Source organism: Streptomyces sp. NBC_00016 (assembly GCF_045040885.1).
In the GTDB taxonomy this organism is placed as follows: Bacteria; Actinomycetota; Actinomycetes; order Streptomycetales; family Streptomycetaceae; genus Streptomyces; species Streptomyces coriariae.
This window is the reverse complement of sequence record NZ_CP108304.1, coordinates 3,582,719-3,595,913: the sequence shown is the minus strand read 5'-3', so window position 1 is coordinate 3,595,913 and position 13,195 is coordinate 3,582,719. Positions and strand designations below refer to the sequence as shown.

Genomic DNA, 13,195 nt, shown 5'->3' with positions numbered 1-13,195 from the left:
CGGGTGGGGAATGTGGAGGGGCCCGGCGCTGTTGAGGCGGACAGAAGTGCTGAACAACCGGCACCGACGTCAGTGGGAGAGGAAGTCCGCCGCATGGGTTCGACCATCTGCCCGAGCCGCAGCAGCCGCACCGATCTGGACTGGACGGTGCTGCACGCGGCCAGGACCGCTCCTATTGGAGCGGCGGCAGGCGCGGGTAGTCGTCTATCCTCCGATTCGAGTGGGATCGGTTTCGGTCCTACCCGCGATCTTGAGGAGGTGGGTCCGGTCACCGGTACCGACGCAGGGACCGACAACGGCCAGGCGGAGCTGCCCGAGGGCCAGGGCGTGAGCCGGGAGACGGGTGCGGAGTCCACCGCCGAGCGCAGCGCGCGCTTCGAGCGGGACGCGCTCGAGTTCCTCGACCAGATGTACTCGGCCGCGCTGCGCATGACGCGCAACCCGGCGGACGCCGAGGACCTGGTGCAGGAGACGTACGCGAAGGCGTACGCGTCCTTCCACCAGTTCCGTGAGGGCACCAACCTCAAGGCCTGGCTGTACCGGATCCTCACCAACACCTTCATCAACTCGTACCGCAAGAAGCAGCGTGAACCCCAGCGCAGCGCGGCCGAGGAGATCGAGGACTGGCAGCTGGCGCGTGCCGAGTCGCACATGTCCACCGGTCTGCGCTCCGCGGAGTCGCAGGCGCTGGACCACCTGCCCGACTCGGACGTGAAGGCGGCGCTTCAGGCCATCCCCGAGGAGTTCCGGATCGCCGTGTATCTCGCGGACGTAGAGGGCTTTGCGTACAAGGAGATCGCGGACATCATGGGGACACCCATCGGTACGGTGATGTCCCGGCTGCACCGGGGCCGCCGTCAACTGCGCGGCATGCTCGAGGACTACGCCCGTGAGCGCGGGCTGGTCCCGGCCGGTGCCGGAGAGTCGAACGAAGCGAAAGGTTCGGGCTCATGAGCTGCGGAGATCCGCACGAGACGGACTGCGGTGAGGTCCTCGACCACCTGTACGAGTACCTCGACAGCGAGATGCCTCCGCTGGACCGGGACAAGTTCCAGCACCACTTCGAGGAGTGCTCCCCCTGCCTGGAGAAGTACGGGCTGGAGGAGGCCGTGAAGAAGCTGGTCAAGCGGTGCTGCGGGCGTGACGACGTGCCGACCGACCTGCGCGCCAAGGTGATGGGCCGGATCGACCTGATCCGCTCCGGCCAGGCCGTCCCCGAGCACGACGTGACGGCGACGGCCCAGGAGACCTGAGCCGCTTTCAGAAAGCGCTGCCGTCACTCGAATGTGCTAATCCGCGGGTGATACGCCCGCGGACCCACCCCCGGCCGTCCTAGGCTCCTGAGCCCGGACAGGTACGGCTGGGGGAGGCGTCATGGAAGGGATTCCGGCGCGGGCGCGCGGATACGCCGCCTGTGTCGCCCTCGGCTCCCTGCTCTGCACGCTCCCCTCGCTGCCCGGCGCGCGCACCCCCTGGTGGGCCGTCGCCCTGCTCGCCGTCCTGTACGCCGGCGGCGAGCGGATCGCCCGGCGCAGGTTCGCGGGGACCCTCCACCCCGTGCTGCTGGCCGGGGCGTTCCTGCTCTCGCCGGCCGCGGCCGCTCTCGTCCCGCTTCCCGGGGCGCTGTTCTCGCACGTCGAGCGGCGCCCCTTTCTGCTGCGCCGGGTCTGGCGGGCCGCCCACGCGTCGCTCGCCGTGTGGGCGGCCGCCCGGGTGCACGCCGCGCTCGGCGGGCGGGACGCCGTGGCCGGCTCCGACCTGCCGTACGCGCTGGTGCCGGCCGGCGCGGCCGTGCTGGTGTTCTGCGCCGCGCTCGCCCTGCTGGACGGCGGGATGCTCGCGCTCGCCGAGGGGCTGCCGCTGCGGCGGGCCTGCCGGGGGCTGTTCCTGCGTTCCCTGGCGCCGCTGGCGGTGCACGGGCTCGGCGGGCTGATGATGGCCGTGCTGTGGCTCAGCCCGTACGGGCCGGTGGCCGCCCTGCTCGTGCTGTTCCCGATGGCCGTGTCGTGGTGGGTGTTCGCGCAGTACCACCGGGAGCGCGCCGCTCACCAGGCGACCATCCGCGCCCTGGTGCAGGCCGTCGACATCAAGGACGGCTACACGCGCGGCCACAGCGAGCGCGTCGGTCAGGCCTCCGTTCTGATCGGGCGCGAACTGGGGATGGACGAGGGCCGGATCGACATGCTCCGCTTCGCCGGGATCCTGCACGACGTCGGCAAACTCGGCGTCCCCACCCGGCTGTTGCGCAAGGAGGGGCCGCTGACACCCCAGGAGCGGCGCGTGATCGAGCTGCACCCCGAGTACGGGCACGAGATCACCCGCGGGATCTCCTTCCTGGGCGAGGCCCGCTCGGCGATCCTCCACCACCACGAACGCATCGACGGCAAGGGCTATCCGTACGGGCTGGTGGGCAGCCAGATCCCGGAGCCGGCCCGGGTGGTCGCCGTCGCGGACGCCTTCGACGCCATGACGTCCACCAGGTCCTACAGCAGGGCCCGGCCGGTGCATGTCGCCCTGGAGGAGCTGCGGCGGTGCGCGGGCGCCCAGTTCGACCCCCGGATGGTCGCGGCGCTGGCGCACGCCATCGCCCGGGACGGCTGGCATCCCGTCGTGACCGCCGAGGAGGACCGGCCGGCCGTGCCCGCGCAGACCTCCGACGGCCGGTCCGAGGCACGCCGATGACCGTCCGCCGCTCGCACGTCGCCCTCCACTCCGCGGCCGCGCTGCTCGTCGGCGTCTCCCTCCTCGGCACGTTCCTGACGGGTGTCGAGGACCGCCCCGTCGCGCTCGCCTTCGGGATCCTCGTCGCCGTCGGGGAGCTGACCCGCCCCCAGAGCGGACCCCGGCTGCGGGAGGCCGCGCCGCTCGGTGCCGCCGGGTCACTGTCGTACGCGCTGGTCGGAGGGCACGCCGGGCACCCCACGCAGCACGGGGTCACCCAGGTCGTGGCGGTGGTGGTCGCCGCCTCGCTGCTCGGCAGCGTGCCGCAGCTGGCCCGTGGACAGGCCGTCCTCGACCACCTGGTCCGGCGGGTACTGGCCGTCGGGTTCGCCGCCGCCTGCTTCCAGCCCCTCCACAACCGCGGGGTGTTCGACGCCTGGAGCGGGCCCGCCTACGCGCTGCTGCTGCTCGCGCTGCTCGTCCTGACCGTGCTGTGCGACGCCGTGGTCGCCGCCGCGCTCGCCCACTCCCGTACCGGCTGGCCGTTCACCCCTCTGCTGCGGGACGAGTTGCGGGCGGTGCCCGGGATCGGCTCGGCGGTCTGCGCGACGGGGGCGGTGATGGCGCTCGCGGTGGCCGTCGTCGGGCTGTGGGCGCTGCCGGTGTTCTCGGTGCCGCTGCTGCTCACCCAGCTGTCCCTGCGCCGGTACGCGGCGGTGCGGGCCACCTACCGGCAGACCATCGCCTCGCTGGCCCGGGCCACGGAGATCGCCGGGTACACCCCGGCCGGGCACGCCCGCCGGGTCGCCGCCCTCAGCCAGGCCGTGGGCCTGGACCTGGGGCTGCCGGAGCCCGAGCTGAGCGTCCTGGAGTACGCGGCCCTCATGCACGACATCGGCCAGCTCAGCCTCGTCGACCCGGTCCCGGCCGGTGCCACCGCCGGGCTGCCGGCGGCCCAGCAGCGGCGGATCGCGCTGCTCGGCGGCGCCGTCGTCCGCCAGACCGGGGCGGGCGCCCAGGTCGCCACGGTCGTCGAGCGGCAGGCCGACCCCTACCCGGAGCAGCCGGTGGCCGCGCGCATAGTCCGGGTGGTGAACGCATACGAGGAGAAGGTCCGGGGCAGCGGTCCCGGTGGGCCCCTCACCGCCCTGGAGGAGCTGCGCCTCGGCACCGGCGGGGAGTACGCGCCCGAGGTGGTGGAGGCCCTGGCCAGGGTGCTTTCGCGGCGTTGTCTGACCTCGCCCGCGGGTGGGTAACCCATGGGTAATGAGCGGCCCTCCGGCCACACGTGGTTGGATGCGAGGGAGAGAGTGTCCGGGGGCACTGGCCAGCCCACAGAACGGAACTGGCAGGCGGGAATCGTGAGGATCTTCGGCAAGGGACGGCACCGGCCCTCCGCCTCCTGGCGGCAGGCCACCGACCGCGCGTTCACGCTGATCGGCGACGGGCGGTACGAGGACGCGGGCGCGCTGCTGACACGTGCCGCCGACCTGGAACCCTGGCTGTCCGAGTCCTGGTTCAACCTCGCTCTGCTGCACAAGTTCCGGCACGACTGGGAGCAGGCCCGCACGGCGGGGCTGCGGGCCGTCGCCCTGCTCGACCGCGAGGCCGGGGCCCCCGACTGGTGGAACGTGGGCATCGCGGCCACCGCCCTCCAGGACTGGCCGCTGGCCCGCCGGGCCTGGCAGGCGTACGGGCTGCGGGTGCCCGGCAACGCCATAGGCGCGGGCGAGCCGGTCGGCATGGAGCTGGGCAGCGCGGCCGTACGGCTGTCGCCCGAGGGCGAGGCCGAGGTGGTGTGGGGGCGGCGGCTGGACCCCGCCCGGATGGAGGTGCTGTCCATCCCGCTGCCCTCGTCCGGGCGGCGCTGGGGCGAGGTCGTGCTGCACGACGGGGTGCCGCACGGCGAGCGGACCACGGTCACGGGCCACTCCTACCCGGTCTTCGACGAGATCGAGCTGTGGGCGCCGTCGCCCGTGCCGACCTGGGTCGTCCTGCTGGAGGCGGCCACCGAGTCCGACCGGGACGCGCTGGAGCAGCTGGCGGCCGACGCGGGCTTCGCGGCGGAGGACTGGTCGTCCTCGGTGCGGCTGCTCTGCCGGATGTGCTCGGAGTCACGGATGCCGTCCGACGAGGGCGACGGCGAGCATCTCGACCCGCACGACCACAGCGAGCCGGGGCATCCGGGTCCGCTCGGGCACCGGACGGACGGGCAGCTGTGGGTGCCGGAGCGGGAGTGCGGGGTGGCTGCGCCGGCTTCGCTGGTGAGGGGGCTCCTGGACGGATGGGTTGCGGACAGCCCGGACTCTCGTGACTGGCGGGATCTGGAAGAGGTTTGCTAGGGCCCTGGCTCGGCCGCGGGTCGGTTCGTGGCTGGTCGCGCAGTTCCCCGCGCCCCTGACGGAGCGCTCCACGTACCCTGTATCCGCATCACACCCCCTGTTTTTCCGAGGAAGGCATACGTCGGTCATGGCGCAGCAGGACACCGATCAGCAGCACGCGGGCGTGCTCCCCGTGGACGACGAGGGCTTCGTCATCGACACCGAGGAGGCGGAGGCGCGCGAGCTGGCATGGCGTGAGGCCGGCACTTCGCGGCCGATCACCGTCGTCGGGAACCCGGTGCTGCACAAGGAGTGCAAGGACGTCACCGAGTTCGGCGAGGAGCTGCGGCAGCTGGTCGCGGACATGTTCGCCTCGCAGCACACCGCCGAGGGAGTGGGCCTGGCCGCCAACCAGATCGGCGTCGACCTGAAGGTCTTCGTCTACGACTGCCCCGACGACGAGGGCGCCCGGCACACCGGGGTCGTCTGCAACCCGAAGCTCGTCGAACTGCCCGCCGACCGGCGCCGGCTGGACGACAGCAACGAGGGCTGTCTGTCGGTGCCCACCGCCTACGCGCCGCTGGCCCGTCCCGACTACGCCGAGGTGACCGGGCAGGACGAGCAGGGCAATCCGATCAAGGTGCGCGGCACCGGTTACTTCGCTCGGTGTTTGCAGCACGAGACCGACCACCTGTACGGCTACCTCTACATCGACCGTCTGTCCAAGCGTGAACGCAAGGACGCCCTGCGGCAGATGGCCGAGAACGAGCCCCGTTATCCCGTGGTCGCCAACGACTGAGCCCACCCGCACCACCACGACGCCCGGCCGGGATCCTTCCGGCCGGGCGTCGTTCGTGTGTCCGACGGACGTTCGATCGCTTACGCACATCTACTGCACATCTGCTGATCCGTAACCAGTCACGCGGGGGCGGATTCTCGGCATGTTGGGGTGGTGAATGAAGCAAATCCGTTCCCAGAACGGTCAGTTGTAGTGCTGAATGGGAAGTGCGGGGATACGCAACGGCGCACGCCCGGCACGGGGGGAGGGGTGTGTGCCCACTGGCGGCTGAGAGGGGTTGTCCGTGCCAGCTTTCCCATACAGCACCACATACAGCACCACAGCGACGGTGGCCGCGCCCGCGGTCCCTCCCTCGCTCTCTCTTCCGGTCATCGAGGCGGCGTTTCCCCGGCAACTGCATCCGTATTGGCCTCAGTTGCAGGAGAAGACACGCTCCTGGCTGCTGGAAATGCGGTTGATGCCGGCGGACAAGGTCGCAGAATATGCCGACGGACTTTGCTACACCGACCTGATGGCGGGCTTCTACCTCGGCGCACCCGACGAGGTCATGCAGGCCATCGCCGACTACAGCGCGTGGTTCTTCGTCTGGGACGATCGGCACGACCGTGACGTCGTACACGGCCGCACGTCCTCCTGGCGGCGGCTCAGGTTCCGCTTACACGCGGCCCTGGACGCCCCGGCGGAGCATCTGCGCCACCCGGATCCGCTGGTCGCCGGGCTCGGGGACAGTGTGAGCCGGCTCCACTCCTTCCTTCCCGTTACCTGGAACGCCCGGTTCACCCGGCACTTCCACGCCGTGATCGAGGCGTACGACCGGGAATTCCACAACCGAATCGACGGGCGCATTCCCGGAGTCGAAGAATACCTGGCGCTGCGTCGGCTCACCTTTGCGCACTGGATCTGGACCGACCTGCTGGAGCCGAGTGCGGGACGTGAACTCCCGGACCTGGTGCGAAAACACCCCGCATTTCACCGAGCGGCGCTGCTGAGTCAGGAATTCGCCGCCTGGTACAACGACCTCTGCTCGCTTCCCAAGGAAATTGCGGGCGATGAGGTGCACAATCTCGGAATCAGTCTCATCACCCATGAGGGACTGACCCTTGAAGAGGCGGTGGAGGAAGTCAGGCGACGCGTCGAGGGATGCATTTCCGAGTTCCTCGTCGTCGAGAAGGACGTCTTACGGCTCGCCGAACGGCTGGCCGACGGGACGGTCCGCGGAAATCAACTCGGCGCCGCCGTGCGGTCCTGCCTCGGCAATATGCGGAACTGGTTCAGTTCCGTCTACTGGTTCCACCACGAGTCCGGCCGATACATGGTCGACAGCTGGGACGACCGGTCCACGCCCCCGTACGTCAACAACGAAGCGGCAGGTGAGAAATGACCGTCGAGTCGGTGAAACCCGCGACCCCCGCGGCGCCCGAACTGCGTGAGCCACCGTTGGCCGGTGGCAGGGTTCCGCTCCTCGGACACGGCTGGAAGCTGGCGCGTGACCCGCTGGCCTTCCTGGCCCGGCTCCGCGACCACGGCGACATCGTGCGCCTCAGGCTCGGCCCCAAGACGGTGTACGCCGTCACCGCGCCGGAGCTCACCGGCGCCCTGGCGCTCAGCCCGGACTACATCATCTCGGGGCCCCTGTGGGAGTCCCTGGAGAGCCTGCTCGGCAAGGAGGGCGTGGCCACGGCCAACGGTCCGCTGCACCGCCGCCAGCGGCGCACGATCCAGCCCGCGTTCCGGCTCGACGCCATCCCCGGCTACGGGCCGATCATGGAGGAGGAGGCGTACGCGCTCGTCGAGCGCTGGCGAGGCGGCGAGGTCCTCGACGTCACCGCGGAGTCCTTCCGGGTGTCCGTGCGCATCTCCGCCCGCTGTCTGATGCGCGGCAGCTATATGGACGACCGGTCCGAGCGCATCACCTCCGCGCTCGCCACACTGTTCGCCGGTATGTACCAGCGCATGGTCGTGCCCCTCGGGCCGCTTTATCGGGTACCGATTCCGGCCAACCGCGAATTCAACCGGGCGCTGGCCGATCTGCATCGGTTGGTGGACGAGATCATTGCCGACCGCCGTGCATCCGGTCAAAAACCGGACGATTTGCTGACGGCTTTGCTGGAGGCGAAGGACGAGAATGGTGAGCCGATCGGGGAACAGGAGATCCACGACCAGGTCATCGCGATACTCACCCCGGGCAGCGAAACAGCCGGCTCCGTGGTCATGTCGCTGCTCCACGTCCTCACGGAGCACCCCGACCAGGTGGACAAGATCCGCGAAGAGGTGAAAAGGGTCGTCGGTGACCGTCCGGTCGCATTCGGCGACGTCCGAAAGCTCCAGCACACCGCCAATGTCGTCGTCGAGACCATGCGGCTGTATCCCGCCGTATGGATATTGACCCGGCGCGCGGTGACCGAGACCGAGCTCGGCGGCTACCGCATTCCCGCGGGCGCCGACATCGTCTACAGCCCGTACGCCGTACAGCGCGATCCGCGGTCGTACGAGCGGCACACGGAGTTCGATCCCGACCGCTGGCTGCCCGGCGGCTCCCCGGAGGTGCCGAAGTACGCCATGACGCCGTTCGGCGTCGGCAACCGGAAGTGCCCGAGCGACCACTTCTCGATGGCCGAGCTGACGCTGATCGTCGCGGTGGTGGCTTCCGCGTTCCGCTTCGAGGCGGTGCCGGGCTCCGACAACCGGACGCGCATCGGCATCACGCTGCGGCCGCGCCGGCTGCTGCTGCGGGCGGTCTCCGGGTGAGAGCCGCGGCTCAGGCGACGGCCTGCGGGCCGCGGAACGTGCGCCGATAGGCGTTGGGGGACGTCCCCAGCGCCTGCACGAACTGGTGGCGCAGGGCGCCGGCCGTACCGAAGCCGGCGCGCCAGGCGATCGCGTCCACCGTCTCGTCCGTCGCCTCCAGCAGGTGCTGGGCCAGCAGCACCCGCTGACGCAGCAGCCAGCGGTAGGGGGTGGTGCCCGTCTCCTGCTGGAACCGGCGGGCGAAGGTGCGCGGTGACATGTGCGCGCGTTCCGCGAGCTGCTCCACCGTGACCTCCTCGTCGAGGTGCTGCTCCATCCACGCGAGCACCTCGCCGACCGTGTCGCACCGCGACCGGGGCAGTGGCCGCTCGATGTACTGGGCCTGGCCGCCGTCCCGGTGCGGTGGCACCACCATCCGCCGGGCGATCCGGTTGGCGACCTCGGGCCCCTGCTCCTTGCGGACCAGGTGCAGACAGGCGTCGATACCGGCGGCCGTGCCGGCCGAGGTGATCACCGGGTCCTCGTCGACGTACAGCACGTCCGGCTCGACGGACGTCCGGGGATAGCGGCGGGCCAGCACGTCCGCGTGCCGCCAGTGCGCGGCGCAGCGCCGGCCGTCGAGCAGCCCCGCGGCGCCCAGCACGAACACCCCGGAGCAGACGCTGAGCACCCGGGCACCCCGGTCCACGGCCCGGCGCAGCGCGTCGAGCAGCTCGGGCGGATACGCGCGGTCGATGTTCGCGTCGGCGGCCGGTACGGCGATCAGGTCGGCCTCGTCCAGCCGGTCGAGGCCGTACGGCGTGGACACGGTGAGCCCGCCGACGTGGGTGCCCAGGACCGGGCCCTCCGCCGACACCACGGCGAAGTCGTACACCGGCAGCCCTTCGTCGCTCCGGTCGAGGCCGAACACCTCGCAGACGACGCCGAGTTCAAAGGGATGCACACCGTCGACCAGGACGGCGGCCACGTTTTTCAGCATGCTGCCAGTGTGCACCCGAAGTGGCAGGAATTTGAAGGTGTACGGCAGTCCTGCCACTCACGGTCAGGAGTGTCCGGCAGCAGACTGATGTCCATGAACACGAACCAGATCGAAGGCCTCATCGGAATGCTCATGGTCCTCGGGATCCTCGTCCTCCTGGTCCTCCCGTCCGTGCTCGGCATCGTGCGCGACCGGCGCGCCGACCGGCAGATCAGGGAGGCCCAGGAGGCCCGAGGGGAGAGGGAGGGTCAGAAGTCCTCGTCCAGGTCGACGGTGCCCTCCACCGCGACCTGGTACGCCGACGGACGGCGCTCGAAGAAGTTGGTCAGCTCCTGAACGCCCTGGAGCTCCATGAAGGAGAAGGGGTTCTCCGAGCCGTACACCGGGGCGAACCCGAGCCGCGACAGGCGCTGGTCGGCGACGCACTCGAGGTACTGCCGCATCGAGTCGGTGTTCATGCCCGGCAGCCCCTCGCCGCACAGGTCGCGCCCGAACTGGAGCTCGGCCTCGACGGCCTCCCGCAGCATGGCGGTCACCTCCTCCTGGAGCCGGTCGTCGAAGAGGTCCGGCTCCTCCTTGCGGACGGTGTCGACCACCTCGAAGGCGAAGCTCATGTGCATCGTCTCGTCACGGAACACCCAGTTGGTGCCCGTGGCGAGGCCGTGCAGCAGACCCCGGCTGCGGAACCAGTAGACGTACGCGAAGGCGCCGTAGAAGAACAGGCCCTCGATGCACGCGGCGAAGCAGATCAGGTTGAGCAGGAAGCGGCGGCGGTCGGCCTTGGTCTCCAGCCGGTCCAGCTTCTCGACCTCGTTGATCCACTTGAAGCAGAACTCGGCCTTCTCGCGGATCGACGGGATGTTCTCGACCGCGTCGAAGGCCGCCGTCCTGTCCTCCGGGTCGGGGAGGTAGGTGTCCAGAAGCGTCAGATAGAACTGGACGTGAACGGCCTCCTCGAAGAGCTGCCTCGACAGATAGAGGCGCGCCTCGGGGGAGTTGATGTGCTTGTACAGCGTGAGCACGAGGTTGTTCGCCACGATCGAGTCGCCCGTCGCGAAGAACGCGACCAGCCGGCCGATCATGTGCTGCTCGCCCTCGGACAGCTTCGCCAGGTCGGCGACGTCCGAGTGGAGGTCGACCTCCTCGACGGTCCAGGTGTTCTTGATGGCGTCCCGGTAGCGCTCGTAGAAGTCCGGGTAGCGCATCGGGCGAAGGGTCAGCTCGAAGCCCGGGTCGAGCAGGTTCTTCTCGGTCTTCTCGGGTGCGGTGGTCATTACTGGCAGGCCTCGCAGGACTCGGGGTTCTCAAGGGAGCAGGCGACGGCGTCGGGCTCGGTCGCCTGCTGCACGGGGATGGTCTTCTCGGGCTGAGCCTGCGCCTGGGCCGCGCGGGCGATGCGGGTCGCCGGGCGGGAGCGCAGGTAGTACGTCGTCTTCAGGCCCGACTTCCAGGCGTACGCGTACATCGAGGAGAGCTTGCCGATGGTCGGCGTCTCCAGGAACAGGTTCAGGGACTGGGCCTGGTCCAGGTACGGGGTGCGGGCGGCGGCCATGTCGATCAGGCCGCGCTGCGGGATCTCCCACGCCGTGCGGTACAGGGCGCGCACCTCCGCCGGGATCCAGGCGAACTCCTGCACCGAGCCGCTGGAGTCGCGCAGCGCCTCACGGGTGCGGGCGTCCCAGACGCCGAGGTCCTTGAGGTCCTGCACCAGGTAGGAGTTGACCTGGAGGAACTCGCCGGACAGCGTCTCGCGCTTGAACAGGTTGGACACCTGCGGCTCGATGCACTCGTACACGCCCGCGATGGACGCGATGGTGGCGGTGGGGGCGATGGCGAGGAGCAGGGAGTTGCGCATGCCGGTCCGCGCGATCCGCGCGCGCAGGGCCGCCCAGCGCTCGGGCCAGGTGAACTCGACGCCGTAGTGGTCCGGGTGCAGCACGCCCCTGGCCGTACGGGTCTTCTCCCAGGCCGGCAGCGGGCCGTTGCGCTCGGCCAGCTCGGCGGAGGCCTCGTAGGCGGCGAGCATGATGCGCTCGGCGATCCGGGTGGACAGCGCCTTGGCCTCGGGCGAGTCGAAGGGCAGCCGCAGCTTGAAGAAGACGTCCTGGAGGCCCATCGCGCCCAGGCCGACCGGGCGCCAGCGGGCGTTGGAGCGGCCCGCCTGCTCGGTCGGGTAGAAGTTGATGTCGACGACCCGGTCGAGGAAGGTGACGGCCGTGCGGACGGTCTCGTCCAGCCGCTCCCAGTCGATCGCGCCGGCCGCCGTGTCGACGAACGCGCCGAGGTTCACCGAACCCAGGTTGCAGACCGCCGTCTCGCCGTCGTCCGTGACCTCCAGGATCTCCGTGCAGAGGTTGGAGGAGTGCACGACGTGGCCCGGCTCGGCCGTCTGGTTGGCGGTGCGGTTGGCCGCGTCCTTGAAGGTCATCCAGCCGTTGCCGGTCTGTGCGAGGGTGCGCATCATGCGGCCGTAGAGATCACGGGCCGGGATGGTCTTCTTCGCGAGGCCCGCCTCCTCGGCCTTGCGGTAGGCCGCGTCGAACTCCTCGCCCCACAGGTCGACGAGCTCGGGCACGTCGGCGGGGGAGAACAGCGACCAGGGGGCGTCGGCGTTGACCCGGCGCATGAACTCGTCCGGGATCCAGTGCGCGAGGTTCAGGTTGTGCGTCCGGCGGGCGTCCTCACCGGTGTTGTCCCGCAGCTCCAGGAACTCCTCGATGTCGGAGTGCCAGGTCTCCAGGTAGACCGCCGCCGCGCCCTTGCGCCGGCCGCCCTGGTTCACCGCGGCGACCGAGGCGTCGAGCGTCTTCAGGAACGGCACGATGCCGTTGGAGTGCCCGTTGGTGCCACGGATCAGCGAACCGCGGCTGCGGATACGGGAGTACGACAGTCCGATGCCGCCCGCGTGCTTCGACAGCCGGGCCACCTGGTGGTAGCGGTCGTAGATGGAGTCCAGCTCGTCCAGCGGCGAGTCGAGCAGGTAGCAGGACGACATCTGGGGGTGCCGGGTACCGGAGTTGAAGAGCGTGGGGGACGACGGCAGGTAGTCCAGACGGCTCATCAGCCGGTAGAGCGCGGCGACCTCGTCCAGGGAACGGGGCGTGTCGTCCTCGGCGAGGCCGCAGGCGACGCGCAGCAGGAAGTGCTGGGGCGTCTCGACGACCTTGCGGGTGATCGGGTGCCGCAGGAGGTAGCGGGAGTGCAGGGTACGCAGCCCGAAGTAGCCGAAGCGGTCGTCGGCCTGCTCGTCGATCAGGGCGTCGAGGCGGACCGCGTGGACGCGCACGAACTCGGCGGTGCGGTCGGCGATCAGGCCCTCGCGGTGGCCGACGGCGACCGATCCGGTGAACGAGGTGACGCCCTGGGAGGCGGCCTCCGCGGCGATGCTGATCGTCAGCAGCCGGGCGGCCAGCTTCGAGTAGGCGGGGTCCTCGGAGATCAGGCCCGCGGCCCCCTCCGTGGCCAGCTCGCGCAGCTCTCCCTCGTCGGCCCGGGCGGACCGGCCGCGCAGGGCGGCGGCGGCGACCCGGCCGGGGTCGGCGTCGGGCAGGTCGGCGGTCAGCTCGGTCAGGGTCCGCAGCAACGCGGTACCGGGACCGTCGGTCTCCAGCTCGGTGACGGAAACCGGGTCGGCTGGCGCGATGGTCACGTGGGGCTCTCCCTCGCTCGGCGATGGGCCTGGCGGAG

Annotated in this window: 12 protein-coding genes; 9 read left to right on the top strand and 3 right to left on the bottom strand. The window is 70.5% G+C overall.

The features are described from left to right. Positions 1 to 93: 93 nt before the first annotated feature. From OG933_RS15735 to OG933_RS15700, 8 genes are all read left to right on the top strand, one after another. Complete coding sequence (locus tag OG933_RS15735) at positions 94 to 954, top strand: sigma-70 family RNA polymerase sigma factor (protein WP_405627546.1); 861 nt, start codon at positions 94 to 96, stop codon at positions 952 to 954. After that, positions 951 to 1,253 carry a mycothiol system anti-sigma-R factor gene (gene rsrA, locus OG933_RS15730; protein ID WP_054242759.1) on the top strand — a complete coding sequence of 101 codons (303 nt, stop codon included), beginning with the start codon at positions 951 to 953 and terminating at the stop codon, positions 1,251 to 1,253. The genes OG933_RS15735 and rsrA overlap by 4 nt, the downstream gene beginning before the upstream one ends. 121 nt (positions 1,254 to 1,374) lie before the next feature. Then, positions 1,375 to 2,682 carry an HD domain-containing phosphohydrolase gene (locus tag OG933_RS15725; protein WP_405627544.1) on the top strand — a complete coding sequence of 436 codons (1,308 nt, stop codon included), beginning with the start codon at positions 1,375 to 1,377 and terminating at the stop codon, positions 2,680 to 2,682. Continuing rightward, positions 2,679 to 3,917, top strand: a complete 1,239-nt coding sequence (locus OG933_RS15720; protein WP_405627542.1) for an HD-GYP domain-containing protein — start codon at positions 2,679 to 2,681, stop codon at positions 3,915 to 3,917. Before OG933_RS15725 ends, OG933_RS15720 begins: the two co-directional genes overlap by 4 nt. 105 nt (positions 3,918 to 4,022) lie before the next feature. Next, positions 4,023 to 5,003: a hypothetical protein gene (locus tag OG933_RS15715; protein ID WP_362530294.1), complete on the top strand. Its 981-nt coding sequence runs from the start codon at positions 4,023 to 4,025 to the stop codon at positions 5,001 to 5,003. 127 nt (positions 5,004 to 5,130) lie between these two features. Then, a complete protein-coding gene (gene def / locus OG933_RS15710; RefSeq protein ID WP_020130774.1) occupies positions 5,131 to 5,781 on the top strand; it encodes a peptide deformylase in 651 nt (216 codons plus the stop codon). A gap of 328 nt (positions 5,782 to 6,109) precedes the next feature. Then, a complete protein-coding gene (gene cyc1 / locus OG933_RS15705) occupies positions 6,110 to 7,162 on the top strand; it encodes an epi-isozizaene synthase (RefSeq protein WP_405627541.1) in 1,053 nt (350 codons plus the stop codon). Beyond that, on the top strand, positions 7,159 to 8,529 hold the full coding sequence (locus OG933_RS15700) for a cytochrome P450 (RefSeq protein ID WP_405627540.1): 1,371 nt from the start codon (positions 7,159 to 7,161) through the stop codon (positions 8,527 to 8,529). Before cyc1 ends, OG933_RS15700 begins: the two co-directional genes overlap by 4 nt. A 10-nt stretch (positions 8,530 to 8,539) precedes the next feature. Here the strand turns inward: OG933_RS15700 and OG933_RS15695 are convergent, their stop codons facing one another. Next, positions 8,540 to 9,508, bottom strand: a complete 969-nt coding sequence (locus tag OG933_RS15695; protein ID WP_028806997.1) for a helix-turn-helix domain-containing protein — start codon at positions 9,506 to 9,508, stop codon at positions 8,540 to 8,542. A 93-nt stretch (positions 9,509 to 9,601) separates the two neighbouring features. Between OG933_RS15695 and OG933_RS15690 the strand changes: the two genes are divergently transcribed. Then, positions 9,602 to 9,844, top strand: a complete 243-nt coding sequence (locus OG933_RS15690) for a hypothetical protein (RefSeq protein ID WP_082412921.1) — start codon at positions 9,602 to 9,604, stop codon at positions 9,842 to 9,844. On the opposite strand, the gene OG933_RS15685 is transcribed toward OG933_RS15690, so the two are convergent. Continuing rightward, a complete protein-coding gene (locus OG933_RS15685) occupies positions 9,757 to 10,782 on the bottom strand; it encodes a ribonucleotide-diphosphate reductase subunit beta (RefSeq protein WP_142266113.1) in 1,026 nt (341 codons plus the stop codon). The two genes, OG933_RS15690 and OG933_RS15685, sit on opposite strands and share 88 nt — an antisense overlap. After that, complete coding sequence (locus OG933_RS15680) at positions 10,782 to 13,157, bottom strand: ribonucleoside-diphosphate reductase subunit alpha (protein ID WP_362530281.1); 2,376 nt, start codon at positions 13,155 to 13,157, stop codon at positions 10,782 to 10,784. Before OG933_RS15680 ends, OG933_RS15685 begins: the two co-directional genes overlap by 1 nt. Positions 13,158 to 13,195 lie beyond the last annotated feature (38 nt).

What these genes read in the sequence shown, in the direction of transcription:
- OG933_RS15685 (WP_142266113.1), bottom strand. Translation starts at nt 10,782, where the DNA reads ATGACCACCGCACCCGAGAAGACCGAGAAGAACCTGCTCGACCCGGGC.
- OG933_RS15725 (WP_405627544.1), top strand. Translation starts at nt 1,375, where the DNA reads ATGGAAGGGATTCCGGCGCGGGCGCGCGGATACGCCGCCTGTGTCGCC.
- rsrA (WP_054242759.1), top strand. Translation starts at nt 951, where the DNA reads ATGAGCTGCGGAGATCCGCACGAGACGGACTGCGGTGAGGTCCTCGAC.
- OG933_RS15695 (WP_028806997.1), bottom strand. Translation starts at nt 9,508, where the DNA reads ATGCTGAAAAACGTGGCCGCCGTCCTGGTCGACGGTGTGCATCCCTTT.
- OG933_RS15735 (WP_405627546.1), top strand. Translation starts at nt 94, where the DNA reads ATGGGTTCGACCATCTGCCCGAGCCGCAGCAGCCGCACCGATCTGGAC.
- def (WP_020130774.1), top strand. Translation starts at nt 5,131, where the DNA reads ATGGCGCAGCAGGACACCGATCAGCAGCACGCGGGCGTGCTCCCCGTG.
- OG933_RS15700 (WP_405627540.1), top strand. Translation starts at nt 7,159, where the DNA reads ATGACCGTCGAGTCGGTGAAACCCGCGACCCCCGCGGCGCCCGAACTG.
- OG933_RS15720 (WP_405627542.1), top strand. Translation starts at nt 2,679, where the DNA reads ATGACCGTCCGCCGCTCGCACGTCGCCCTCCACTCCGCGGCCGCGCTG.
- OG933_RS15690 (WP_082412921.1), top strand. Translation starts at nt 9,602, where the DNA reads ATGAACACGAACCAGATCGAAGGCCTCATCGGAATGCTCATGGTCCTC.